Annotated in this window: 20 protein-coding genes; 12 read left to right on the top strand and 8 right to left on the bottom strand. The window is 72.7% G+C overall.

Translation table 11 applies throughout. The features are described from left to right. Nucleotides 1-53: 53 nt before the first annotated feature. On the bottom strand, nucleotides 54-305 hold the full coding sequence (locus OP18_RS05435; protein ID WP_052386263.1) for a hypothetical protein: 252 nt from the start codon (nucleotides 303-305) through the stop codon (nucleotides 54-56). Further along, nucleotides 302-2,356, bottom strand: a complete 2,055-nt coding sequence (locus OP18_RS59495; RefSeq protein ID WP_052386262.1) for a PspC domain-containing protein — start codon at nucleotides 2,354-2,356, stop codon at nucleotides 302-304. Before OP18_RS59495 ends, OP18_RS05435 begins: the two co-directional genes overlap by 4 nt. A gap of 171 nt (nucleotides 2,357-2,527) precedes the next feature. Between OP18_RS59495 and OP18_RS05425 the strand changes: the two genes are divergently transcribed. From OP18_RS05425 to OP18_RS05415, 3 genes are all read left to right on the top strand, one after another. Beyond that, nucleotides 2,528-3,754, top strand: a complete 1,227-nt coding sequence (locus OP18_RS05425) for an ATP-binding protein (RefSeq protein ID WP_033357609.1) — start codon at nucleotides 2,528-2,530, stop codon at nucleotides 3,752-3,754. Further along, on the top strand, nucleotides 3,754-4,407 hold the full coding sequence (locus OP18_RS05420) for a response regulator (RefSeq protein ID WP_211273446.1): 654 nt from the start codon (nucleotides 3,754-3,756) through the stop codon (nucleotides 4,405-4,407). Before OP18_RS05425 ends, OP18_RS05420 begins: the two co-directional genes overlap by 1 nt. Nucleotides 4,408-4,539: 132 nt before the next feature. Continuing rightward, nucleotides 4,540-5,643 (top strand): thioester domain-containing protein, encoded by a 1,104-nt coding sequence (locus OP18_RS05415; RefSeq protein ID WP_156089313.1) that lies wholly within the window; start codon nucleotides 4,540-4,542, stop codon nucleotides 5,641-5,643. 65 nt (nucleotides 5,644-5,708) lie between these two features. Here OP18_RS05415 and OP18_RS05410 read toward each other — a convergent pair whose 3' ends face one another. After that, complete coding sequence (locus OP18_RS05410; RefSeq protein ID WP_052386261.1) at nucleotides 5,709-6,437, bottom strand: PIG-L deacetylase family protein; 729 nt, start codon at nucleotides 6,435-6,437, stop codon at nucleotides 5,709-5,711. Nucleotides 6,438-6,568: 131 nt separating this feature from the next. Further along, complete coding sequence (locus OP18_RS05405) at nucleotides 6,569-6,934, bottom strand: chorismate mutase (RefSeq protein WP_279327157.1); 366 nt, start codon at nucleotides 6,932-6,934, stop codon at nucleotides 6,569-6,571. 190 nt (nucleotides 6,935-7,124) lie between these two features. Between OP18_RS05405 and pcrA the strand changes: the two genes are divergently transcribed. Beyond that, a complete protein-coding gene (pcrA, locus tag OP18_RS05400; protein ID WP_033357605.1) occupies nucleotides 7,125-9,536 on the top strand; it encodes a DNA helicase PcrA in 2,412 nt (803 codons plus the stop codon). A 470-nt stretch (nucleotides 9,537-10,006) separates the two neighbouring features. On the opposite strand, the gene OP18_RS05395 is transcribed toward pcrA, so the two are convergent. Further along, a complete protein-coding gene (locus tag OP18_RS05395) occupies nucleotides 10,007-10,690 on the bottom strand; it encodes a M23 family metallopeptidase (protein WP_033357604.1) in 684 nt (227 codons plus the stop codon). A gap of 491 nt (nucleotides 10,691-11,181) precedes the next feature. Here OP18_RS05395 and icmB point away from each other — a divergent pair, with 491 nt between their 5' ends. The 4 genes from icmB to OP18_RS05375 all read left to right on the top strand — a co-directional run bounded on the left by icmB (nucleotide 11,182) and on the right by OP18_RS05375 (nucleotide 15,405). Then, nucleotides 11,182-11,586, top strand: a complete 405-nt coding sequence (gene icmB, locus OP18_RS05390; protein WP_033357603.1) for a coenzyme B12-dependent isobutyryl CoA mutase small subunit — start codon at nucleotides 11,182-11,184, stop codon at nucleotides 11,584-11,586. A gap of 382 nt (nucleotides 11,587-11,968) precedes the next feature. Beyond that, entirely contained in the window at nucleotides 11,969-13,144 is a 1,176-nt protein-coding gene (gene sucC / locus OP18_RS05385) for an ADP-forming succinate--CoA ligase subunit beta (RefSeq protein ID WP_033357602.1), read from the top strand. Between the two features lie 5 nt (nucleotides 13,145-13,149). Further along, the gene (gene sucD, locus OP18_RS05380; protein ID WP_033357601.1) at nucleotides 13,150-14,037 is read left to right on the top strand and encodes a succinate--CoA ligase subunit alpha; all 888 of its coding nucleotides are present in this window, start codon (nucleotides 13,150-13,152) and stop codon (nucleotides 14,035-14,037) included. Nucleotides 14,038-14,103: 66 nt separating this feature from the next. Then, nucleotides 14,104-15,405 carry a cell division protein PerM gene (locus OP18_RS05375; protein ID WP_033357600.1) on the top strand — a complete coding sequence of 434 codons (1,302 nt, stop codon included), beginning with the start codon at nucleotides 14,104-14,106 and terminating at the stop codon, nucleotides 15,403-15,405. A 204-nt stretch (nucleotides 15,406-15,609) separates the two neighbouring features. Here the strand turns inward: OP18_RS05375 and OP18_RS52060 are convergent, their stop codons facing one another. Next, nucleotides 15,610-16,200, bottom strand: coding sequence for a DUF4190 domain-containing protein (locus OP18_RS52060; protein ID WP_052386260.1), 591 nt, complete (start codon nucleotides 16,198-16,200; stop codon nucleotides 15,610-15,612). Nucleotides 16,201-16,408: 208 nt separating this feature from the next. Here OP18_RS52060 and purN point away from each other — a divergent pair, with 208 nt between their 5' ends. Both purN and purH read left to right on the top strand, forming a co-directional pair. Then, complete coding sequence (purN, locus tag OP18_RS05365) at nucleotides 16,409-17,020, top strand: phosphoribosylglycinamide formyltransferase (RefSeq protein ID WP_033357599.1); 612 nt, start codon at nucleotides 16,409-16,411, stop codon at nucleotides 17,018-17,020. Beyond that, entirely contained in the window at nucleotides 17,013-18,545 is a 1,533-nt protein-coding gene (purH, locus tag OP18_RS05360; protein WP_033357598.1) for a bifunctional phosphoribosylaminoimidazolecarboxamide formyltransferase/IMP cyclohydrolase, read from the top strand. Before purN ends, purH begins: the two co-directional genes overlap by 8 nt. 36 nt (nucleotides 18,546-18,581) lie before the next feature. On the opposite strand, the gene OP18_RS05355 is transcribed toward purH, so the two are convergent. Then, complete coding sequence (locus tag OP18_RS05355; protein WP_156089312.1) at nucleotides 18,582-19,256, bottom strand: tat pathway signal sequence; 675 nt, start codon at nucleotides 19,254-19,256, stop codon at nucleotides 18,582-18,584. Nucleotides 19,257-19,535: 279 nt separating this feature from the next. Between OP18_RS05355 and OP18_RS05350 the strand changes: the two genes are divergently transcribed. Beyond that, entirely contained in the window at nucleotides 19,536-20,402 is an 867-nt protein-coding gene (locus OP18_RS05350; RefSeq protein ID WP_033357597.1) for a bifunctional methylenetetrahydrofolate dehydrogenase/methenyltetrahydrofolate cyclohydrolase, read from the top strand. A gap of 1,139 nt (nucleotides 20,403-21,541) precedes the next feature. Here OP18_RS05350 and OP18_RS05340 read toward each other — a convergent pair. Then, the gene (locus OP18_RS05340; RefSeq protein WP_156089311.1) at nucleotides 21,542-23,134 is read right to left on the bottom strand and encodes a PQQ-binding-like beta-propeller repeat protein; all 1,593 of its coding nucleotides are present in this window, start codon (nucleotides 23,132-23,134) and stop codon (nucleotides 21,542-21,544) included. Between the two features lie 130 nt (nucleotides 23,135-23,264). Between OP18_RS05340 and OP18_RS05335 the strand changes: the two genes are divergently transcribed. Next, nucleotides 23,265-24,482 carry an NADP-dependent isocitrate dehydrogenase gene (locus OP18_RS05335; RefSeq protein ID WP_033357594.1) on the top strand — a complete coding sequence of 406 codons (1,218 nt, stop codon included), beginning with the start codon at nucleotides 23,265-23,267 and terminating at the stop codon, nucleotides 24,480-24,482. The last annotated feature ends 10 nt before the right edge of the window (nucleotides 24,483-24,492 follow it).

Raw genomic sequence — 24,492 nt, 5'->3', positions numbered from 1 at the left:
AAGGCAAGGGCCGGCGGGGGAGCACGCCCCCGCCGGCCCAGCATATTCCGTGTCTAGTCGACGTCGTCCGGGTCGTGCGACGACGGTACCGACGACGCCGGCACCGAACTGGACGGCTTGTCGGATTTGTCCGAGCGCAGCGCCCCCAGCAGCCCCAGCAGCCCGAAGACGATCAGGCCGATGGCGACGATCCAGCCGGCGTTGAGATGGACGTTGACCGCCTGGTTGAACAGCCACACCACCACGATGCCGAGAAAGATCAGGCCGAATGTGAGGGAGAGGCCGTCGGTGCGGTGCGGCTTCATCGGGTCACCTCCAGGTTGCCCCAGCGAACGTCGAGGTCAAGGCGGAGCTCGCCACCGCCGACGCCGTCGGCCCCGTTGTCGGTGAACTCGTTGGTCTGGTTGAACCCGCCGCACGGGCGGCCGAAGACGCGGCAGTCGCCGCCCTCGACCCGGACGTCGACGGTGGCGTCCACGTTCGGCGGCAGGATGATGCGGATGTTGCCGGCCAGGTCGACGCGGAAGCTGACGTCGACGTCCTCGCCGGTGAAGTCGACCCGCGACAGGTCGGCGTTGATGTCGCCGATGTCGGTGCGGTACTCGTGGTCCAGCTCGGCCGCGGTGGACGGGCTGATGCTGATGTTCTCGATGTGCCGCTGCCGGTCGCCGTTGTCGGCCCGCGAGGCGGTCGCGATCGCCAGGGCGATGCTCAGCACGACGCCGAGCAGGATCATCAGCCTGGCCCGGCCGAACCACGCGCCGACGATCAGGCCGAGCGCGACGATCGCCAGGGGCACCGCGAAGTAGGTGCTGACCAGGAAGTCCTGGCTGGTCACCTCGAGCGCGGCGAGCACGCCCAGCGACAGGCAGATCAGCGAGAAGATCACCCGGCCGAGTCGCGAGCGCACCTTGGGCGGCTTCGGGGGCCTCGGCGGTGTCGGTGCGAGTCCCGGGTACGGCGCCCCCGGCGCGCCCGGCGGCGGGAACCCCAGCGACGCCGCGTAGGGGCTGCGCCCGCCGAAGGGCCCGTGCGGCGCGAACGGCGGCCGGTAGCCGACCGGCGCGAGGGGCGGCAGGGGCGGCAGCGGCGGTGCCGGCGGCACGACGGTCGGCGCGGGTGCCGGGGGCACCACGGGCCGGGTCGCGGTCGTCTGCTGCTGCAGCCACGCCGGGTGTACCGCCGGAGCCCCGGCAGCCGCGGGCTGCGCCTGGAACGGCGGGACGGACGGCGGGAACGGTGCCGTGGGCGCGGGGGCCGGCGGCGGCACGAACGGCCCGGGCGGCGTCCCCGGCGGTGTGCCGCCCTGCGGCTCGCCCAGCGGGGCCGGCGGCAGGTTGCCCTGGCCGCGCACGAGCAGCGCGACCACGCCGATGACCACGGCGAGGCCGACCGCGGCGGCGCCGACGTTGCGCGACATCACCAGCAGGAACGCCACCACCGCGCCGACGCCGATCACGATCGCCAGGGGCGCCGACGTCGTCGACCTGCCCCGGCCGAGCAGCGCCTCGAGCGGGGAGCCGGTGTCGCCCTCCGCCGGCAGCAGGAGCCAGCCCAGCAGGTACGCGACGATGCTGACCCCGCCGGCGAGCGTGAGCACGGCGAAGATGACCCGCCACAGCGTCGGGTCGGTGTTCGTGGCCCGCCCGATCGCGGCGCAGACGCCGGCGACGTACCGGCCCTGTAGCGGCCGCACCAGGTTGCCGCGGTTGAAGCCGCTGCCGAACGGCGTGCCGAACGGGTTGTTGCCGCCCGGAGGGGGCCCGAACGGCCCGTCGCCCGGCGGCGTGCCGGGGGGGCCGGGTGGGAACCCGCCGGGCGGCGTGCCACCGGGTGGCGTGGCGCCCGGCGGCGTGGGGCCGGGCGGGACGGACCCCGGCGGGGGCACGGCGCCCGCGGGGGACGTGAAGCCCTCGTCGGCCGGTGGCGTGGAGACGGGCTCGCCCCGCTCGACCTTGGTCAGGTCGACCTCGGGCCGCTCCGCGGCGGCGACCAGCGGGTAGGTGGGGGCCTCGCCGGCGGGCGTCTCGTCCGCCTGATCCGCGCTGACGGGAGCGGCGCTGACGGGAGAGGCGCTGACGGGAGCGGCGCTGACGGGAGCGGCGCTGACGGGGGCCGCGCTGACGGGGGCCGCGCTGACGTGGGCGGCGCTCACCGGGGCGCCGCTGACCGGGGCCGGGTCGGCGGGCGCGGCGCTGGCGGGCTCCGCGCTGACCGGGGCGGCGCTGACGGGAGCGGCGGGGGGCGCGCTCACCGGGTCGGGCCGTGCGGTGCCCGCGGCGGGCTCGCCGTCGGGCAGGTAGTCGGCCTCGTAGCGGGGCGCCGCCGGCTCGTCGGCGGCAGGCGGGTTCGTCATGCCACTGATCGTCGCCGACGCGGAGCCCTGGCCGCCTCAGGCATCGACCCTGACACCACCCTGATTTGCCGGTTCCAGGGTCGCTCGGAGTGGTCCCGGCGTCGGTCCGCGTGTGACGATTTGCTGGACGCCGCACGGCCACCCCGCCCACCACGAGCCGAAACGAGCCCGATGAGCAGCCCAGTCCCCGTCCGCCGCCTCTACCGCGAGCCCGCGGACCGGGTCGTGGCGGGGGTCGCCGCCGGCATCGCCGCGCACCTCGGCGCCTCCGTGGTGCTGGTGCGGGTGGCGTTCGTGGCGCTCGCCGCGTTCAACGGGCTCGGCGCGCTGCTCTACGCCGCGTTCTGGGCGGTGCTGCCGATGCCGCCGCACGTGCGCTCCAGCCGCCGCAACGTCAACCAGCTGTTCTCGTTCCTGGCGCTCGGCGTCGGGATGGTGCTGCTGGTGCTGATGGTGAAGCCGACCGGCGGGCTGCAGGCGGTGATCGGCTGGCTGGCCGCGGTCATCGCGCTCGGCGCCGGCATCATCTGGCACCAGGCGGACCCGAAGCGCCGCGAGCGCTGGTCGGCGACCGTGCCGGGGATGCCGTGGCTCGGCGCCGTCATGGACAACAACCGCAAGTCCTACCTGGTGCGGTTCATCGGCGGCGGGCTGCTCGTCGTGATCGGCATCATCGGCGCGTTCGTCGCCGGCGTGCCGATCAGCGGCGCCACCCTCGCCTCGATCGGCTACGGCCTGGGCTTCGCCGCCGTCGCGCTCGCCGGCGTCGGGCTCGCCCTCGCCCCGCTGCTGTACCGGATGTTCACGCAGCTCAGCACCGAGCGCGAGGCACGGGTGCGCGAGCAGGAGCGGGCCGAGCTGGCCGCCATGGTCCACGACCAGGTGCTGCACACCCTCGCCCTGATCCAGCGCAACGCCGGCGACGTCAAGGAGGTCCAGCGCCTCGCCCGCGGCCAGGAGCGGACCCTGCGCAACTGGCTGTACAAGCCGACCGCGTCGCCGACGGAGAAGTTCAGCGCGGCGCTGGAGGAGGCGTCGGCCGAGGTCGAGGACACGTTCGCGATCGCGGTCGAGACGGTCGTCGTCGGCGACGTTGACGTCGACGAGCGGGTCGCGGCGATCGTCGCCGCCGCCCGGGAGGCCCTGGTCAACGCGGCCAAGCACGCCAAGGTCGAGACCGTGTCGCTCTACGCGGAGGTCGAGCCGGACTGCGTGAGCGTGTTCGTGCGCGACCGCGGGGTCGGCTTCGAGCTCACCGCCGTGGAGTCCGACCGGCACGGGGTCCGCGGCTCGATCCTGGCCCGCATGCAGCGGCACGGGGGCAAGGCGGAGATCCGCAGCACACCGGGCGACGGCACCGAGGTGCGGTTGAGCCTGCCCATCGATACGGAGAAATGATGACTGACGAGACGCAGCGCCTGCGGGTGTTCCTGGTCGACGACCACGCCATGTTCCGGGCGGGGGTCCGCGCCGAGCTCGGTGTGCACGTCGACGTGATCGGCGAGGCCAGCGGGGTCGCCGAGGCGGTCCAGAAGATCACCGCGCTGGAGCCCGACGTGGTCCTGCTGGACGTGCACATGCCCGACGGCGGCGGCCGGGCCGTGCTCGACGCGATGCGCCGCACCCGGCCGCAGGTGCGGTTCCTGGCGCTGTCGGTCTCCGACGCCGCCGAGGACGTCATCGGGCTGATCAGGGCCGGCGCCCGCGGGTACGTCACCAAGACCATCTCGCCGGACGAGCTCGCCGACGCGATCCGCCGGGTCGCCGACGGCGACGCCGTGTTCAGCCCCCGGCTCGCCGGGTTCGTGCTCGACGCGTTCGCCGCCCGCCCCGACGCGCCGGTCGCCGACCCGGAGCTGGACCAGCTGACCAACCGGGAGCGGGAGGTGCTGCGGCTGCTGGCGCGGGGGTACGCGTACAAGGAGATCGCCAAGGAGCTCTACATCTCCATCAAGACGGTCGAGACGCACGTGTCCAACGTGCTGCGCAAACTGCAGATGTCCAATCGATATGAGTTGTCGCGCTGGGCGGCGGATCGCCGTCTGGTTTGATTTTTTCCCCGGTTTATCCGGACAAACTGGTGTGACTGGTGTGACTGGAGTGACGCCCGAGGTGACAGGAGGGGTCTCGGACCGCTAGAAACGAGCGTCCCCCTGATTCTCTTCAAAGGTGGTCCAGTCACCGTGTCACGCCTCTCCCGTCTGGCCGGTCTGGCCGCAGCGGTGTTCGTCGGGGGTGCCGTCGCGCTCAGTGGAGCCGGCGCCGCCCATGCCGACACCGTCACCGGCACTCAGGTCTACCTCGATGACCCCAAGAGCGCGATCAAGGTCATCAACTCGAAGGACACCAAGGACAACCCGAACGGCAACGAGACCGGCGCCCCGCGTCTCGGACTCAAGGTCGCCGGCGCGTCCGAGCCCGTCCTCGCGTACTGCATCGACTTCGCGCGCGACATCACCGACCCCGCCTATGTCGAGGCGGCGTGGTCGAGCAACAAGAACTCCTCGCCCACCGAGGCCGAGCTCGGCCAGGTGCAGTGGGTGCTGACCCACGCGTACCCGACCGTGAGCGCCGACGCGCTGCTGCAGGCGGCCAAGGGCACCAAGCCGGCGGGGATCGACGCCGAGCTGCTCAAGAAGCTGGTCTACGCCGGCACCCAGAGCGCCATCTGGACGATCACTGACGGCAACCTGTTCGCACTGCGCGACACCAACGACGGCTTCAACACCGGCAACACGCTGGAGCAGTACAAGGTGATCGTCGCCGTGAGCGAGTACCTCGTGAAGGCGTCGAAGAGCCCGGCCGCCGACCCGCAGCCGAAGCTGGAGATCAACCCGAACACCCTGACCGGCGAGGCCGGCAAGAAGATCGGGCCGTTCACCGTCGTCTCCGGCGGTGGCAACGCCGCGCTGACCGCCGTCGGCGGCAAGCTCGTCGACGCGGACGGCAAGGACGTCACGTCCCTGCCCAACGGCGGCAAGTTCTACGTCGTCGCCGACGCGGCGGGCACCGTCACGATCCAGGCCAAGGGCAGCGGCTCCGTGCCGATCGGCCGGATGTTCATCACCGCCAAGAAGCCGAACGACACCCAGAAGCTGATCCTCGCGGGCGTCGCCGGCACCCAGCTCGAGGCGCAGGCCACGGTCACCGTGACCCCGCCCGTGCCGCACCTGCCGGTCACCGGCGTAAAGCTCACCGGCGCGATCACCGCGGGTGTGCTGCTCGTCGCGGGCGGCGTGGCGCTGCTGCTGATGGTCCGTCGCCGGCGGGTCCGCTTCACCGCGTAACGCTGTTCGTGCTGAGGGCGGCCGCTCCGGGTTCCGGGGCGGCCGCCTCTTTGCGCGGTGCCGCCTCAGACCGTGTGGAACACGGAGAACGCCTCCGCCAGACTGCCGTCGGGCAGGCCGCCCGCGCTCGCCGTGGCCGCCAGGCGCTGGCGCATCAGGCCGTCGAGGTCCTCCAGGTGGGACGTCTGCGACACGTGCGCCCGCAGCGCCTTGAGCTTGCGTTCGTACGTCGCGGTGATGTCGACCAGGTGGTCGGGGTCGGGGCCGCCGGAGTACCAGATCTCGCGGACGGTCCACTCGGGCAGGCCCAGCTCGGTGAACGTGAACGGGTTGCGGGCGTCCGGGTACACCGCGCACGTCGTGGCCTCGCCGGTGGCCAGGTGGTCCGGGTGGCTCGGCCCGGCGATGCGGTCCCAGCGGCGCAGCGGCGAGTTGGTCAGCACCCGGTCGGGGCGGAACCTGCGGATCGCCGCGGTGATGTCGCGGCGCAGCTCGATGGACGCGGTGAGCACCCCGTCGCGGTACCCGTCCAGGAACTCGACGTGGTTGACCCCGACGACCGACGCCGCCGCGCGCTGCTCCGCCTCCCGCAGCGCGGGCATCAGCATCCGCGGGGTGTCGTCGAAGCCGCCGGCGTCGCCGCGCGTCACCAGCAGGTAGCCGACCTCGATCCCGGCGTCGACCCAGCCGGCGACGGTGCCGGCGCTGCCGAAGTCGACGTCGTCGGGGTGGGCGAACACGCAGAGGACCCGCTGGACGTCCGGCAGCGGGGTGGCTGATCTCGGGAAGCTCATGCTTCCTGTGTACAGCCTCCGCGGGTGTACGGGCGCCGCCACCTCCCTGCCCGCACCCCGGCGCGCGCGACTTCCTCGGCGCGGCGCTGCCTGGCGCGTGGGCTCCTCGCGGGGGCGTGCCCGGCGGGACCCTACAGGGGGCCGCGGCCGGCGCGGAGGATGAGCAGGGCCAGCTGCGTGCCGTCGGCGCCGAGCTCGGCGGAGAAACGCTCGAGGATCTCCCGCTCGCGGGACAGCACTAGGCGGGTGCCGCCGGCGGCGACGCGGGTCGCGCCGACCTCGCGGGAGATCGCGGCGCGCTCCTTCCAGAGCGCTACCAGCGCCGCGTCGATCTCGTCGATCCGGTTGCGCAGACCGGCGATGTGCTCGTCGGCGGCGGGCTGCTGTTCCATGGTGATGGCGGCCATTCTCTCGTCCTTGTCAGCTCTGGCTCTGGTGCCCCGCCCCGGGAACGCGAACGCCCCGGGCTCGGGAGCCCGGGGCGTCGGTAGGTTCAGCGATCAGGCGCGACCCACGGCTGCCGGACTCCCGGAGCCGTAAAAAAAGTAGGGGCGCACCTGCTCGATCACGTCGTCGAGTATGGCACGGGATTCTCTGCGACGTGAAGGCCTCCGCCGCTTTTCTGTCACTCCCGCGCGGGCAAGGCTCGCGGAAGTGTCGGTGGGTCGGCATAGACTCGCCGGTGCGATGCATGCTCTCTTCGATCTTCCCCAGTCCGAGCCGGCCGGCGTGACCGCTCCCGCCCCGGCTCAGCCGTCCCGCCGCCGCGACCCGGAGACGCTGCTCGACGGGCTCAACGGTCCGCAGCGTGACGCCGTCACCCACGAGGGCGCGCCGCTGCTCATCGTGGCCGGCGCCGGCTCGGGCAAGACCAAGGTGCTGACCAGCCGGATCGCCTATCTGCTCGCGGCCCGCGGCGTGCACCCGGGCGAGATCATCGCGATCACGTTCACCAACAAGGCCGCCGGTGAGATGAAGGAGCGCGTCGCCAACCTCGTCGGCGGCCGCGCCCGGCTGATGTGGGTGTCGACGTTCCACTCGGCGTGCGTGCGCATCCTGCGCGCCGAGCACGACCACGCCGGCCTCAAGTCGACGTTCTCCATCTACGACGCCGACGACTCGCGCCGGCTCATGCAGCTGGTCATCCGCGAGCTGGACCTCGACCCGAAGCGCTATCCCGCCCGGGGCCTCGCCGCCCAGGTGTCCAACCTGAAGAACGAGCTGGTCGACCCCGAGACCTTCGCCGCCAAGGCGGTCGGTCCGGCGGAGCGGGCCCTCGCCGAGGCGTACACGCTCTACCAGCAGCGCCTCACCGAGGCCCACGCGCTGGACTTCGACGACCTGATCATGCGCGTCGTGCACCTGCTGCAGAGCCACCCCGAGGTCGCCGAGTCCTACCGCCGGCGTTTCCGCCACGTCCTGGTCGACGAGTACCAGGACACCAACCACGCGCAGTACATGCTGGTGAAGGAGCTCGTCGGCAGCACCGGCGAGCTGTGCGTGGTCGGCGACGCCGACCAGTCGATCTACGCGTTCCGCGGCGCCACGATCCGCAACATCCTGGAGTTCGAGCGCGACTATCCCGACGCCAGGACCATCCTGCTGGAGCAGAACTACCGCTCCACCCAGACGATCCTGTCCGCCGCCAACGCCGTCATCGGCCGCAACACCGAGCGCAAGCCCAAGCGCCTGTGGAGCGACCAGGGCGCCGGCGAGCAGATCGTCGGCTATGTCGCCGACACCGAGCACGCCGAGGCCGACTGGGTCGCCCGCGAGATCGACCGGCTGTCCGACAACGCCGGTGTCCGCCCCGCCGACGTCGCCGTCTTCTACCGCACGAATGCGCAGTCCCGCGTGTTCGAGGAGATGTTCATCCGGTTCGGCCTGCCGTACAAGGTCGTCGGCGGCGTCCGGTTCTACGAGCGCAAAGAGGTCCGCGACGCCCTCGCCTACCTGCGCGCCGTGGTCAACGACGACGACACCGTCAGCATCCGCCGCATCCTCAACACGCCCCGCCGCGGCATCGGCGAGCGGGCCGAGGCCTGCGTCGAGGCCCTCGCGTCCCGTGAGCGCATCTCCTTCGGCGCCGCCCTGCGCCGCGCCGCCGAGGCCCCCGGCATCTCCACCCGCGCCGTCAACGCGATCGGCGACTTCGTCGCCCTCCTCGACGAGCTGCGCACTCTCGCCGAGACCGCGCTGCCCGAGGAGGTCCTGGAGGCCGCCATCGAGCGCTCCGGCTACCTCAGCGAGCTGGAGGAGAGCACCGACCCGCAGGAGGTCGGCCGCGTGGAGAACCTGCAGGAGCTGGTCAGCGTCGCCCGGGAGTACACGGAACGCGCCGAGGCCACCATCGCCGTCGCCGCCGAGCAGGGCGACGCCACCGCGGCGCCGCCGCCGACCGTCGCCGGCTTCCTGGAGCAGGTGTCCCTCGTCGCCGACGCCGACCAGATCCCCACCGACGACCCCGACCACACCGGCGTCGTCACCCTCATGACCCTGCACACCGCCAAGGGCCTCGAGTTCCCCGTGGTCTTCCTCACGGGCCTGGAGGACAGTGTCTTCCCGCACCAGCGCTCGATGAGCGACCGCAAGGAGCTGGAGGAGGAGCGCCGCCTGGCGTATGTCGGCATCACCCGCGCCCGCCAGCGCCTCTACATCTCCCGCGCCGTCACCCGCTCCGCCTGGGGCCAGCCCGCCTACAACCCGCCGTCGCGCTTCCTGGAGGAGCTGCCGCCCGAGCTGGTCCGCTGGGAGCGCACCGACGCCGCGTACACCAGCTGGTCCGGTGGCGGCGGCGTCGGCGGTCGCGGCTCGGGCGGCGGCGGCCAGTCCCGCACCTCGTCCTTCGTCGGCGGCACCCCGAAGGCCGCCCAGCTCGCCGCCAAGCTCGGCCTCGACGCCTCGAAGCTGGCCACCGCCAGCGAGCTGTCCCGCAACGTGCCGTCCCTCAGCGTCGGCGACCGGGTCAACCACCAGCGCTACGGCCTCGGCCGGGTCCTCGCCGTCGAGGGCGCCGGCCCGCGCGCCCAGGCCCAGGTCGACTTCGGCGACCAGGTCATGTGGATCGTCCTGCGCCACGCCCCCCTCGACAAGCTCTGACCCCCGTCCCGGCCGCCGCCCAGCCGGGCCGCGCGGGCAACCCCACGGGACGCGGCTGATCCCTGCTGGACGGCCTACCTGGTCGGGCGGTGTGGCTGGTAGGGCGGTGTGGCTGGCCGAGCGGTGCTGGCCCTAGCCCGTGCGGCATTCTCCGGCCGGGTCCCGCTCGGCAGCCCCGTCGTCGGCCACGGTCGAGTCGCGCCGGTCAAGGCCAGACAGCCAGCCGTGATCTCGGGCTGGCGGTGATCTCGGGTCAGCGTGCGCCGTCCGACCGGCGAAGGACGATCCACCGGAACGGTGACCACCGGGATGGCGCGCGCATGCGCAGGAAGCTGCCGCGCGAAGCGCATGGCAGTGCGAGCGGCAGCGAGCATGGGGGTGCGGGGTGGGAACCCCCCGCCGAGACCCGCCGCGCCAGCGGTGGGGCAGCTGGAAACAGTGGGGCAGCTGGAAACAGTGGGGCAGCCAGCTCAGCGGTAGATGTCCTCGGTGTGCTTCTGGATGTCGACGCCGTGCTTGCGCATGAAGGCGAGCGGCTCGACCGGCCTGTCGTGCTCGCGGACCTCGAAGTGCAGGTGTGCGCCGAAGGAGTGGCCGGTGTTGCCGGTGAGGGCGATCGGGTCGCCGGCCTTCACCAGCTGGCCTTCCTTGCACAGGAGCTTGGAGGCGTGGCCGTACACGGTGACGATGCCGCCGCCGTGGTCGATCATGACGTTGTAGCCGTAGCCGCCGTTCCAGCGGCACAGGATGACCTTGCCGGCGGCGACGGCGTTGAAGGGGGTGCCCTGAGGGGCGCCGAGGTCGACGCCCGGGTGCAGGCGGCCCCAGCGTTCGCCGTAGAAGGACGTGAGGGTGTAGCGCTGCATCGGCAGGATCCACACGTCGGGGGCGGGCATGGTGACCGTCGACATGGCGCCGGTGCGGGAGCGGGCGGCGCGGTCGCCGGCGCCGGCGCGGGTGGTGATGTCGTCGAAGTTGCTGCTGGCCTCGAAGGACAGGTCGTTGTGCCGTTCGGGCAGGGCGGTGGAGACGCCGAGGGCGACGATGCCGGCGCCGACGACGGCGGTGGTGAACACGGCGGCGTACCTGGTGCGGGGCAGCCCGGCCCGGCGGCGGCCACGATAGGCGCGGGGTGGCTGCTGGGTCTCGTCCACGCGCCGCACCTCCCGTTTCCCACCGCGGCCCTGCGGGTCGCGGTGCCCTTGCCGAGTCGCGGCCGCCGGTGCGGTCCGCGCTGCCACTGCTGTCCGCGGCGGCGGCACATCGGTGTGTCGCCGGCACCGCGGTGTTCGAAGCGCCGCGACTGCCGTCGCGGTGTGGTGCGAATGCGAGATCCGCGGGAGTCGTTCCCGGTCCGCGAATGTCATATGCGTCGCGGCCGATTTGTGCCACGGTTTCCGAAGAGGGCGGCGGTTCCGAAACAACCGGAGACGCCGGTGCACAGCAAATGCCGAGCCGCTGGTCACCGTAGCCAATCCGTAATGCGCGCCACAAGCACCGACGGGCCGCCGGCGCAATGAGTGCCCGCGGGGTTGGTTGTGCGTAACCACGGGTGCGCAAGGTCGTTGCGGGCGGCCGATGCGGTACCTTCGGCCACAGGTGCGTGCCGCAACGGAGCGGCGCCCCAACGGGAAGGACCGTGAGGATGAGCGCGCGGACCCGCGTCGTCATCGCCAAGCCCGGCCTCGACGGGCACGACCGAGGCGTCAAGATCGTTGCCCGGGCACTCCGGGACGCAGGCATGGAGGTCATCTACACGGGCCTGCACCAGACGCCGGAGCAGATCGTGGAGACCGCCATCCAGGAGGACGCCGACGCGGTCGGCCTGTCCGTGCTGTCCGGGGCGCACATGACCCTGTTCCGGAAGGTCATCGAGCTGCTCGCCGCGCGCGGCGCCGAGGACATCTTGGTGTTCGGCGGGGGCATCATTCCCGACGACGACCTGCCGGAGCTGGAGCGGCTCGGGGTCAAGAAGATCTTCACGCCCGGGGCGACCACCGAGTCGATCGTGGAATGGGCGCGGGAGCACATCGCGCCGGCGCATGCGTAATTGACCCAGATGGATCAATAAGCGGAAAAGGGGGAGAGGCCGGACGCACCCCTCACACGTCCGGCCTCTCTATCGCACGATGCCCCGCCGCCACCCCTCGACCGACAGGGCATCGGCCGTTTTGGTGCCGGCCCTGCCCCCTCGGGGAAACCCGCGCGGGCGGGCCGACACTGCACTCAACGACGGTCCCCGGGCCGGGTTACGCGGCGGCGCTCGGGTCCCCCGAAAGGGTTCACGAAGGGGCCGGCGGGCACGTGAGCGCTGTGGAATCGGGCACACCGCGCACCCGCCAAGTCGCAGCCTGTTCCGGCCGGTTTAGGCTGCGAACGTTGAGCCGTCCTCGCGATGGGGCAGGCGGCACGGTTGACGGAACGGGACCACTGTGGACCTGTACGAGTACCAGGGGCGCGCCCTCTTCGCCAAGCACGGCTTGCCGGTGCTGGGCGGCGGCGTCGCGGAGACCCCTGAAGAGGCCCGGGCTATCGCCGAGGAGCTCGGCGGCCGGGTCGTCATCAAAGCCCAGGTGAAGGTCGGCGGCCGTGGCAAGGCCGGCGGTGTCAAGCTGGCGGAGGGCGCCGACGAGGCGACCAGCCACGCGACCAACATCCTCGGCATGGACATCAAGGGCCACACGGTCCACAAGGTCATGGTCACGACCACGGCCGACATCGCCGAGGAGTACTACTTCTCGTACCTGCTCGACCGGGCGAACCGCACGTTCCTGTGCATCGCCAGCGTCGCCGGCGGCATGGAGATCGAGACCGTCGCGCACGACGCGCCGGAGAAGGTGGCCAAGGTCGCCATCGACGCGGCCAAGGGCGTCGACGAGGCGACCGCGCGGGCGATCGTCGAGCAGGCGCAGTTCCCGGCCGACGTCGCCGAGCAGGTCGTGCAGATCGCGGTCAAGCTGTGGCAGGCGTTCATCGCCGAGGACGCCACGCTGGTCGAGGTCAACCCCCTCGCGAAGACGACCGACGGCACGGTGCTCTGCCTCGACGCCAAGGTGACCCTCGACGAGAACGCGGGCTTCCGCCACGCCGACCACGAGGAGCTCGAGGACAAGGCCGCCGCGGACCCGCTCGAGCAGGCGGCGAAGGCCAAGAACCTCAACTACGTGAAGCTCGACGGCAACGTCGGCATCATCGGCAACGGCGCGGGCCTGGTCATGTCGACGCTCGACGTGGTCGCGTACGCGGGCGAGGGCCTCGGCAGCAAGCCGGCCAACTTCCTGGACATCGGCGGTGGCGCCAGCGCCCAGGTGATGGCCGACGGCCTGGAGATCGTGCTCGGTGACCCGGACGTGAAGAGCGTCTTCGTCAACGTCTTCGGCGGCATCACCGCCTGCGACGCGGTCGCCAACGGCATCGTGCAGGCGCTGCAGCTGCTCAAGGACCGCGGCGAGACGGTCGCCAAGCCGCTCGTGGTGCGCCTCGACGGCAACAACGCCGAAGAGGGTCGCCGGATCCTCGACGACGCCGCCAACCCGCTGATCGAGCGGGTCGACACGATGGACGGTGCGGCCCGCCGCGCCGCCGAGCTCGCAGCGAGTGGGGTGTAACGACCATGGCGGTATGGCTGACGGAGAGCAGCAAGGTCATCGTCCAGGGCATGACCGGTGCCGAGGGCTCCAAGCACACCCGGCGGATGCTCGCCGCGGGCACGGACGTGGTCGGCGGGGTCAACCCGCGCAAGGCCGGCACGCAGGTCGACTTCGACGGCACGAAGCTGCCGGTGTTCGCCAGCGTCGCCGAGGCGATCGAGCAGACGGGCGCCGACACCACCGTCATCTTCGTCCCGCCGGCGGGCACGAAGTCGGCGGCGCTCGAAGCGATCGACGCGCAGATCCCCCTCGCCGTGGTCATCACCGAGGGCGTGCCGGTGCACGACACCGCGAACTTCTGGGCGCACCTGCAGTCCAGCGGCAGCAAGACCCGGATCATCGGGCCGAACTGCCCCGGCATCGCCAGCCCCGGCAAGTCCAACGCGGGCATCATCCCCGCCGACATCACCGGCCCCGGCAAGATCGGCCTGGTGAGCAAGTCGGGCACGCTCACGTACCAGATGATGTACGAGCTGCGCGACATCGGCTTCTCGACCTGCATCGGCATCGGTGGCGACCCCGTCATCGGCACCACGCACATCGACGCGCTCGCCGCGTTCGAGGCCGACCCGGAGACCGCGGCGATCGTCATGATCGGCGAGATCGGCGGCGACGCCGAGGAGCGCGCGGCCGACTTCATCAAGGCCAACGTGCGCAAGCCGGTCGTCGGCTACATCGCCGGCTTCACCGCCCCGCCCGGCAAGACCATGGGGCACGCCGGTGCGATCATCTCCGGCTCGGCGGGCACCGCCGAGGCGAAGAAGCTCGCCCTGGAGGCCGCCGGCGTCCGCGTCGGCAAGACCCCGACCGAGACCGCCAACCTGATGCGGGACCTCGTCAAGGCACTGTAAGTCAGCGAAGATTGGGGCGGCCGGGGTGAGTGACCGGCCGCCCTGTCTTTGACAGAGTTAAGAGCGATGTCCACCACCCCAGAGGAACCAGACGAGGGGGCGCAGACCCGGCTGGCCGAGCGGGAGACCGTCCGCCTGCCGATCCAGCGACGCTCCACGCGGGGCCGGCCTCCTGGCCGGCGCCCCGCCCGGCGTGCGCCGCTGCTGCTCGCCGCCACGGTGACCACGTTCTGGGCCGCGGTGGTGACGCTCGTGCCGACCATCGTCGTGGTCTGGCTGCTGCACGCCATGGACAGCTCCGGTGCCCCCGCCTGGCAGATCGTGCGGGTCGGCGCGGCCGGCTGGCTGCTCGCGCACTGGGTGCCGCTCTACACGGGGATCGGGCCGCTGTCCCTCGCCCCGCTCGGCCTGACCGCGGTCGCCGCCTGGCGCGTCTACCGTGCCGGCGTCCACACGGCCCGCGCCATCGGTGCCCGGGCCCGCCCCGCCGGTGGCGCCTGGACGCCGTGGCCGGCGGCCCGCGCGGCGGTGGGTGTCGCCGTCGTGTACGGCGTGCTCGGCGCCCTCACCGCGATCGTCGCGGAGCACCGCGGCGTGCTGGTCTCCGCGCCCGTCGCCGGCCTGACGTTCGCCGGGTTCGGCCTGGTAGCGGGGGGACTGGGCGCGTTCGTCGAGGCCCGCGGCATCGCCCGGCTCGCCGGCCGGCTGCCCGGGGTGCTGCGCGACGCGACCCGCACCGGCGCGGTCAGCGCGCTGCTCATCCTCGGCGCCGGCGCCGCCGTGGCCGGCATGGCGGTCGCCGTCAGCGGCGGCGACGCCGCCCAGATCATCGACGACTACCACACGGGCCTGGCGGGGCAGATCGGGCTCGTCGTGGTGTGCGGGTTCTACAGCCCGGACGTGGCGGTGTGGAGCGCCAGCTACGTGGTCGGGCCCGGGTTCGCGGTCGGCGCCGAGACGACGATCAGCGCGGCCGAGGTGTCGGTGGGCCGGCTGCCGGCGGTGCCGCTGCTGGCCGGGCTGCCCTCGACGCCGGCGACCGGGTGGGCGCCGCTGCTGCTCGGGCTGCCCCTCGCGGCGGCGCTGGTCGCCGGGTGGCTGCTGGCCCGCCGGTCGCTGCGCAACGACCCCGCGCGCGGCTGGCTGCCGCTGCTCGGCGCGGCCGCGCTCGCCGGCCCGGTGGCCGGTCTGCTGCTCGGGCTGGTGTCGGTCGCGGCGAGCGGCTCGATCGGCGGTGGCGGGCTGCAGCGGGTCGGGCCAAACGCCGGTGAGGTGGCGTTCGTGGCGATGCTCATGGTCACGATCGGCACGGTGCTGGCGACGGCGGCGACGAAGATCGCGCTACGGGTCCGCCAGGCGACGCCCTGAGCCCCTGACACATTGACGCCGCTGGCGCCGCTGGCGCCCGGGCCGTCGACCGGCGCACCGGACCGCACGTCGGCCCCGAGACGTTGCGGAACGCGTCCCCCGTCGGCCTGTGCCGCGCTCGTACCATATGAGCGAAACGCAAAAGGCCCGGCCGCTGCGAACAGCGAACCGGGCGTTTGCGTCGGGCCTGTCGCCCGGGCCGGTCTAGTAGACGAAGAAGCTGCTCGACCCGACCGCGAAGTAGAAGACCCAGATGGCGATCTCGATGACCACGCCGACGGCGCCGGTGATGATGCCGGCCAGGGCCATGCCGCCGTTGTTGGCGACGCCTTCCTTGACCTTCTGCTGGCCGAGGTAGCCGAGCACGATCGCCGCGGCACCGAGCAGGAAGCCGATGTAGCAGCAGGCGAGCGGGATCGACACGATGCCGAGGATCATCGAGACGAGACCCAGCGTGTTCTGCTGCTGCGGCTGGCCGTAACCGGGCTGCTGGAAGCCGGGGGTGCCGTAGCCGGCGGGCGGGTACGCGCCACCGGAGGTCGGGTAGCCGCCGCCCGAGGTGGGGTACGGGGTCCCGGACACCGGCGGCTGCTGCGCGTACGGGTCCTGGTACGCCGGCTGCTGCGGCTGCGCGTACGGGTCCTGGTACGCCGGCTGCTGCGGCTGGGCATAGGGGTCAGGCTGCTGCGGCTGCCCGTACTGCGGCTGCTGGCCGTACTGCGGCTGCTGGCCGTAGGGGTCCTGGTACGGCTGCTGCTGCCCGTACGGATCCTGGCCCTGTGGTGGGTAGCCCATTGCGGTGGCTCCTAAGGCTGGGGACGTCTGTCGAGAAGTGTTCGCATCAGGGTAGTCCCGAGGGGATACGGAACTTGGGCAGCGTACTGGTCAGGATCGAATCTTCGCAGTGGCGGAACGGTGGAACATCGGCAACTTGCGGCTTTCGGTGACATATGTCGCCCAGCCCGGCGCTGAGCAGGGCTGACCCGGTCGGTAGAGTTTCACGGTGACCGTTCGGCTTGTCGTGCTCGTGTCCGGTTCCGGCTCCAATCTGCAGGCGCTGCTCGACGCCGCCGCCGACCCGTCATACGGTGCCTCGGTCGTCGCCGTCGGGGCGGACCGGCCCGACATCGAGGGCCTGCGGCGGGCCGAGAAACACGGCATCCCCACGTTCGTGGCGTCGGTGCCGGCGTTCGCCACCCGCGACGAGTGGGACGCGTTCCTCACCGGGGCCTGCCAGCAGCACGCGCCCGACCTCATCGTCTCGGCCGGCTTCATGAAACTGGTCGGGCCGCGGTTCCTCGCCGCGTTCGAGGGCAGGTACATCAACACGCACAACGCGCTGCTCCCGGCGTTCCCAGGCATGCACGGGCCGCGCGACGCCCTCGCCTACGGGGTGAAGCTCGCCGGCGCCACGCTGCACTTCGTCGACAGCGGCGTCGACACCGGGGCGATCATCGCGCAGGTCGCGGTGCCCGTCCTCGACGACGACACCGAGGACACCCTCCTCGAGCGGATCAAGGTGGCCGAGCGCCGCCAGCTGGTCGACACCGTCGGCCGGATGGCCCGCGACGGCTGGACCGTCAACGAACGAAAGGTCAGGTTGGGTCGTGGCTAACCGCCGTCCCATCAGGCGCGCGCTCATCAGCGTCTACGACAAGACCGGGCTGGAGGACCTCGCGCGCGCCCTCGCCGGCGCCGGCGTCGAGCTCGTCTCCACCGGCTCGACAGCGGCCCGCATCGAGGCGGCCGGCCTGCCGGTCACCAAGGTCGAGCAGCTCACCGGGTTCCCCGAGACCCTGGACGGCAGGGTCAAGACCCTCCACCCGCGCGTGCACGCCGGCCTGCTGGCCGACCTGCGCCTCGAGACGCACGCCGCGCAGCTCGCCGAGCTGTCGATCGAGCCGTTCGAGCTGCTGGTGTCCAACCTGTACCCGTTCACCGAGACCGTCGCCTCCGGCGCCTCCGACGACGAGTGCGTCGAGCAGATCGACATCGGCGGGCCGGCGATGGTGCGGGCCGCGGCGAAGAACTTCCCCTCCGTCGCCGTGGTGACGTCACCCTCGTCGTACGGTGCGGTCGTGTCCGCCCTGTCCGAGGGCGGCTTCACGCTCGACGAGCGGCGCGCGCTGGCCGGTGTCGCCTTCGCGCACATCGCCGAGTACGACGTCGCCGTCGCCGAGTGGTTCGCCCGGGACACCGCGGACTTCGCCGGTACGGCGCTACGCAAGTCGGCGTCGCTGCGGTACGGGGAGAACCCGCACCAGAGCGCCGCGCTGTACGTGGACCCCGCCGCCGCCCCCGGCCTCGCCCAGGCGGAGCAGCTCGGCGGCAAGGAGATGTCGTACAACAACTACGTCGACGCCGACGCCGCCTGGCGCGCCGCGCACGACTTCACCGAGCCCTGCGTGGCGATCATCAAGCACGCCAACCCGTGCGGCATCGCCATCGGCGCCGACGTGGCCGAGGCCCACCGCAAGGCGCACGCCTGCGACCCGGTCAGCGCCTTCGGCGGGGTCATCGCCGTCAACGCGCCGGTGACCGTCGACCTGGCCAAGCAGATCAGCGAGATCTTCACCGAGGTCGTGGTGGCCCCGGCGTACGAGGAGGGCGCGGTCGCCGTCCTCACCGCCAAGAAGAACCTGCGGGTCCTGCGCGCCCCGGCCTGGGCCCCGGCGGCGGTCGAGTCCCGGCAGATCTCCGGCGGCGTGCTGGTCCAGGCCGCCGACCGTATCGACGCCCCCGGCGACGACCCGGCGAACTGGAAGCTGGTCACCGGCGAGGAGGCCTCGCCCGAGGTCAAGCGCGACCTCGCGTTCGCGTGGCGGGCCGTGCGCGCGGTCAAGTCCAACGCCATCCTGCTCGCCTCCGGCGGCGCGACCGTCGGCGTCGGCATGGGCCAGGTCAACCGGGTCGACTCGGTGCGCCTCGCGGTCTCCCGCGCCGGCGACCGGGCGGCGGGCTCGGTGGCCGCCTCCGACGCGTTCTTCCCGTTCGCCGACGGCCCGCAGGGGCTGATCGAGGCCGGCATCGCCGCGATCGTGCAGCCCGGCGGCTCCATCCGCGACGAGGAGGTCATCGAGGCGGCCCGCGCGGCCGGGGTGACGATGTACCTCACCGGCACGCGGCACTTCTACCACTAGGTGTTCCCGGGGGGCCCGGCGCGCGTCGCCGGGCCCTCAGGGCGTCGTGATCTTCGCCGGTACGGGTGCGCCGAAGTACATCGCCACCGCGTCGCTCACCGCGTGCGCGCCCTTGCCGAGGGTGCCGCTGGGGCCCTGCTCGTACATGGCGGCCACCACGTACCGCTCCCCGGCACCGGCGAACCCGACCGTGTGCGTGACCCACACCGTCCGGCCGTTGACCGGCTTCTGCGCCCAGCCGTCCTTGTTGCCCGGGGTCAGCCCGCTGCCGGCCGCCCAGACGCCCCAGCGCTGGTTGCCCGCCACCCCGCGCAGCGTCTTCACCAGGTACGCGCGGTCGGCCGGGTCGAGCTTGTCCAGCACGTACCCCATCAGCGCCTGCAGGTCCTCGGCGCTGCAACGCAGGTTCCGCCAGAACGTGTCGTAGCCGGCCACGACGCTCAGCCCGCTCATGCCGAACCTGCTCTTGAACCGCCCCAGCATGCCGGGCCCGTCGTACCGGTTCCACAGCGCGGTCGCCGCGTCGTTGTCCGAGTTGATCAGCGCCTTGTCCAGGTTGGCCCGGTCGGTGCCGTCGAGCGTGACCGCCTGCTGCCGGTGCCGCTCCAGCAGGTCGGCGGCGATGGCCAGCTTGATCGTCGACGCGGTCCAGGTGGTGGCGGTCGTGTTGCCCGCCTTCCAGACGGCGCCGGTCCTGCGGTCCCGGACCACGATGCCGAAGGTGCCGGGCTGCTGCTTGACGAACGCCGCCGCCCTGGCCTCGTTGCTTTGCTGTGGGCTGGCCGGTGTCGTGGGGCTTTTGGCCGGGGTCGGTTCGCTTGCCGGGGTTTGCGCGCCTGGGGCGGTCTGCTCGCTCGCCGCGGGTGGCGCACCCGCCGCGGTTCGCGCGGGTTTGTCGCTTCCGCAGGCGGCAAGCGTCGTGATGGTGAGGAGGGCGACAAGCCACCGCCGGACGGACACCCCCGAGACTGTAATGGCAGGATCCATCCCGTGACGGCAACGATGCTCGACGGCAAGGCCACCGCGGCCGCGATCAAGGACGAACTCCGCGAACGGGTCAAGGCCCTCGCGAACCGGGGCGTCGTCCCCGGCCTCGGCACCGTCCTGGTCGGCGACGACCCGGGCTCGCACGCGTACGTGGCCGGCAAGCACCGCGACTGCGCCGAGGTCGGCATCGCCTCGATCCGCCGCGACCTGCCCGCCACCGCCACCCAGGCCGAGGTCGAGGAGGCCGTGCGGTCGCTCAACGCCGACCCGGCCTGCACCGGGTACATCGTCCAGCTGCCCCTGCCCGCCGGCCTCGACGAGCAGCGGATCCTGGAGCTCGTCGACCCCGCCAAGGACGCCGACGGCCTGCACCCGACCAACCTCGGCCGCCTGGTCCTCGGCATCCCCGCGCCGCTGCCCTGCACCCCCGCCGGCATCGTCGAGCTGCTGCGCCGCTACGCCATCCCCACCAACGGCGCCACCGTCACCGCCATCGGCCGCGGCACCACCGCCGGCCGCCCGCTCGGCCTGATCTTCACCCGCAAGAGCGAGAACGCCACCGTCACCCTCTGCCACACCGGCACCCGCGACCTGGCCGCGCACACCCGTACCGCCGACATCGTCATCGTCGCCGCCGGCTCCGCCGGCCTGCTCACCCCCGACATGGTCAAGCCGGGCGCCACGGTCATCGACGTCGGCGTCACCCGCGTCGTCCAGCCGGACGGCAAGGCCCGCCTGGTCGGCGACGTGGCCCCCGAGGTGGCGGACGTCGCCGGCCACCTGGCCCCGATGCCCGGCGGCGTGGGCCCCATGACCCGCGCCATGCTCCTGGCCAACGTCGTCACCCTGGCCGAGCAGCAGGCTTCCTGACGGCTCGGCCCCCCGCGGCCGGCCCGGCGGTACGGGTGCGTCGGGGCGTGCGCGGCCTGATCGCTCGGCCCGCCTGACTCCTTGCCCGGCGCCGCCACCGTGGAGCGGACGAGGCCAGCGCCGCGCCGGACGCTCGCCACACCACCGAACCGGCTGACGGCCGGTGTCTGCGTCGCCCGCGTGACGTCCTGAGCCGCACGGCCGCGGCGGGCTTCTGCGGTTCTTCCGCGATGGCCGGCGCGGGCTGTCGGGGAGCCCGGCTGGCCCGCACCAAGGACCCGTGCCTGGCGGCGCGGGTGCTTGGCGGCGGCCGGGAGTTGCGGGCGGGGGATTCACCCTCCCTCGTGCGCGGGTCGTGCCCGCGCGAGTCTGTGCCGGCCCGTCCTGTGCCGGCCCGTCCTGTGCTGGCCCGTCCTGTGCTGGCCAGGGTCCGCGTCGTCCGTGTCGGCCGTGCCTGTGTCGCCTGTGCCCGCGCCGCCCTCGTGCCACCCCCGGGGTCTGTGCCAGCCTGGGCGCCCGGCGTCGCAGAGGCTTCACCGGCGGGCGAGGCCGCACGGTCGGGCGTCAGCCGCAGTGGTGCCCCCGCACATGCGCAGGCCCATCCCCGCAGAGCCCCCGTCGGCGGGCGCGGTCAGCACCGTTGGCGCCATCAACTGCGGCGGCGGTCTGTTGCCGCGCAGGACTTGCCTTCGCGCGGCCCCCGCACCGGTCGTAGCCGCTTCCGTGCAGGCCCACTCCCACGCATGCCCCGCCCCGCCGGAGACGAGAGCGGCGTCGGCGGGCTGCGGCTGGATGTCCGTCGGGTAATCGCGGACCCCGGTCAGATGACGCTTAAGCACTGCTGTCGCGCTGGTCCCGCCGGCGGGCGAGGTCAGCGCCGTTGGTGCCATCGACCGCAGCGGCGCCCCGCCTCCGTTCAGGCCGTATCCCGCACAGGCCCGCCGGCGAGCGAGATCAGCTTCGGTGATGCCATCAACTGCGGTCGTGGTCCGTCTCCGCGCCTGCCCTGCCCTCGCGCAGGCCCCGCCCCGTCGTGACGACCTTCCGCGCAGGCTCTGCCCCGGCGGCAGGCTCCCCGCTGTGGACAAGGGCGGCGGCGGAAGCGTGGGGGCGCGTCCGGCGGGCGGGTGTGGAACCGGTCAGGTGACGCTCAGGTACAGCTCCGTGGCCTTCTCGTCCCGGGTCGTCACGACGGCGTGGGTTGGGGTGGCGGCGACGGAGACCTCGGGGCAGCGGGTCGCGCAGGTGATGGTGCGGTCCTCGGTCGAGCCGCCGTCCGTGGTGCGGGCGCCGATCAGGCGGAGGCGGCCGTCGGGGGCGCGCCACAGCACATACGCCTTGTCGCCGGCGGTGGTGGCGGTCAGCGGCTGGTGACCGCCGAGGCCGGGCAGGCCCACGTCCCACTTCACGGCGCCGGTGCGGGCCTCGACGGCGGTGAGGTGGGCGCGTTCGGCGCTCGGCTCGGCATACAGGAGCAGGCCCTCGGCGGTGGGCACGGCCAGGGTGCCGGCGGCGTCGTGGCGGGTGCCGACGGTGCCGGTCTCGGCGTCCATGTAGACGGCGCGGCGGGGCGAGGCGCCGGTGACCGTGACGAAACCGGCGCCGGTCGCGTAGACGCGCAGCTCGCTGGGGCTGCGCTGGATGGCGTGCCAGGACCAGCGCTCCGCGCCGGTGGTGGCGGTCAGGCCGACGGCGACGTCGTCGACGCCCTGGGCGCGGCAGCGCAGGGCGACCGCGACGGTGTCGGCGGTCGTCGCCAGGTCGGTGACGTCGCAGGGGCCACCGTTGCGGGCGGGGGTCCAGCGCCACAGCAGCCGGCCGTCGGTGGTGTCGAGGCCGAGGACGTCGCCGGCGCCGATGCCCGCGCCCGACAGCACGGCGGTCCGGCCGGCGCCGTGGACCGAGGCCATCTTCCCGGCCGGGTGCCGCCCGGTGAACCGCACCTGCCCGCTGCCCGCGTCCAGCGCGGTGACCAGCACGCCGTCGTCGGTGCCGAAGACCACGACGACCGTGTCGCCGACGAGGCCGGCGGTCTGGGTCGGCAGGTCCGAGCGCAGATACCGCCACGCGATCGCGCCGCTGGCCAGCCACACGGCCCGCACCCCGTCCTCGGCCCGCACGATCGCCAGCCGGTCGTGGACCCCGACGAGCTGCACCCCGACATACGGCAGCGGCCAGGTCTGGTCGCCGCCGCCGGTGGGCGGATCGCCGGCGGTCGTGGCGTCGACGAAGCGCCCCTCGCGGGCGTAGTCGACCCCGAACCCGGCCACGAGCACGAGCACGACGGCGGTCGCGGCGACGGCCAGCCACGGCCGGGCCGAGCCGGGCAGCGGACCCGGCAGCGGGCCCGGCCCGCCGGCGAGCAGCAGCAGCCAGCCGAGCGTGACCGCGGCGGCGCCGGCGACGGTGACGGGGCCGCCGAGCCCGACCCCGGCGCTCGGCTCGACCAGCCTGGCGAGGCCGACGGCGACCAGGGTCGCGGCGAGCCCCGCCACGGCCGCGACGGCCGCGGTCAGCCGGTGCCGGCGCGGCTCGGCGCGCACGTATGCCACGCACAATCCGCTGATCAGCGGCCCGAGGAAGGCGATGCCGGCGATCGTCACGCCGTCGGGGTGCCGGCTGCCGGCCAGGGTCCAGGGCAGCGCGAGGCCGGCGACGACGGCGACGGTGCCGAGGGCGACGGCGGTCAGGCCGACCCCCCGGACGGCGGGCCATGTGGCGGAGCGGTTCACGAGGAACAGGATGCCGGGTACGTACGACAATTTCACGCGGCACCGATCGGGGCCCCCGGCTCTTGATCCGTTCGATGCAGTACGCTCGTACTGCTAAGCGAAGGCAAGCCGCGAGAGGAGCGCCCGGCCGATGGCGAAGATCAAGGTAAACAACCCTGTCGTCGAGCTCGACGGCGACGAGATGACCCGCATCATCTGGAAGCAGATCCGCGAGCAGCTGATCCTGCCGTACCTCGACGTCGACCTGAAGTACTACGACCTGTCGATCGAGTACCGGGACCAGACCGACGACCAGGTCACCGTCGACGCGGCCAACGCCATCAAGCAGTACGGCGTCGGCGTCAAGTGCGCGACGATCACCCCTGACGAGGCCCGGGTCGAGGAGTTCAAGCTCAAGAAGATGTGGCGGTCGCCGAACGGCACCATCCGCAACATCCTCGGCGGCGTCGTCTTCCGTGAGCCGATCATCATGGCCAACGTCCCGCGGCTCGTCCCGGGTTGGACCAAGCCGATCATCATCGGCCGTCACGCCCACGGCGACCAGTACAAGGCGTCGGACTTCGTCGTCCCCGGCCCCGGCAAGGTCACCGTGACCTACACCCCCGAGGACGGCAGCGCGCCGATCGAGTTCGAGGTCGCGAAGTTCTCCGGCGGCGGCGTCGCCATGGGCATGTACAACTTCGACGAGTCCATCCGTGACTTCGCCCGCGCGTCGCTGCGGTACGGCCTCGACCGCGGCTACCCGGTGTACCTCTCCACCAAGAACACGATCCTGAAGGCGTACGACGGCCGCTTCAAGGACCTCTTCGCCGAGGTGTTCGAGAACGAGTTCAAGGACGAGTTCGCCGCCGCCGGCATCACCTATGAGCACCGGCTCATCGACGACATGGTCGCCGCCGCGCTCAAGTGGGAGGGCGGGTTCGTCTGGGCCTGCAAGAACTACGACGGCGACGTGCAGTCCGACACCGTGGCCCAGGGCTTCGGCTCGCTCGGCCTCATGACCAGCGTCCTGATGACCCCGGACGGCAAGACCGTCGAGGCGGAGGCCGCCCACGGCACCGTCACGCGGCACTACCGCCAGTGGCAGAAGGGCGAGAAGACCTCGACCAACCCGATCGCCTCCATCTTCGCGTGGACGCGTGGCCTGGCCCACCGCGGCAAGGTCGACGGCACGCCCGAGGTCACCGCGTTCGCCGACACGCTCGAGCAGGTCTGCGTCGACACCGTCGAGGGCGGTCAGATGACCAAGGACCTCGCGCTGCTCATCTCGCGCGACGCCCCGTGGCTGACCACCGACGAGTTCATGAACGCGCTCGACCAGAACCTGGCCAAGCGCCTCGCGGCCTGATCGGGAGCTA

The organism is Dactylosporangium aurantiacum (assembly GCF_000716715.1).
GTDB lineage: Bacteria > Actinomycetota > Actinomycetes > Mycobacteriales > Micromonosporaceae > Dactylosporangium > Dactylosporangium aurantiacum.
This window is presented reverse-complemented; position numbering and strand designations above follow the sequence as displayed.

Coding starts and splice junctions, on each gene's coding strand:
- OP18_RS52060 (WP_052386260.1), bottom strand. CDS start 16,200: ATGGGCTACCCACCACAGGGCCAGGATCCGTACGGGCAGCAGCAGCCG.
- pcrA (WP_033357605.1), top strand. CDS start 7,125: ATGCATGCTCTCTTCGATCTTCCCCAGTCCGAGCCGGCCGGCGTGACC.
- OP18_RS05420 (WP_211273446.1), top strand. CDS start 3,754: ATGACTGACGAGACGCAGCGCCTGCGGGTGTTCCTGGTCGACGACCAC.
- OP18_RS05425 (WP_033357609.1), top strand. CDS start 2,528: ATGAGCAGCCCAGTCCCCGTCCGCCGCCTCTACCGCGAGCCCGCGGAC.
- icmB (WP_033357603.1), top strand. CDS start 11,182: ATGAGCGCGCGGACCCGCGTCGTCATCGCCAAGCCCGGCCTCGACGGG.
- OP18_RS05435 (WP_052386263.1), bottom strand. CDS start 305: ATGAAGCCGCACCGCACCGACGGCCTCTCCCTCACATTCGGCCTGATC.
- OP18_RS59495 (WP_052386262.1), bottom strand. CDS start 2,356: ATGACGAACCCGCCTGCCGCCGACGAGCCGGCGGCGCCCCGCTACGAG.
- OP18_RS05335 (WP_033357594.1), top strand. CDS start 23,265: ATGGCGAAGATCAAGGTAAACAACCCTGTCGTCGAGCTCGACGGCGAC.
- OP18_RS05410 (WP_052386261.1), bottom strand. CDS start 6,437: ATGAGCTTCCCGAGATCAGCCACCCCGCTGCCGGACGTCCAGCGGGTC.
- OP18_RS05375 (WP_033357600.1), top strand. CDS start 14,104: ATGTCCACCACCCCAGAGGAACCAGACGAGGGGGCGCAGACCCGGCTG.
- sucD (WP_033357601.1), top strand. CDS start 13,150: ATGGCGGTATGGCTGACGGAGAGCAGCAAGGTCATCGTCCAGGGCATG.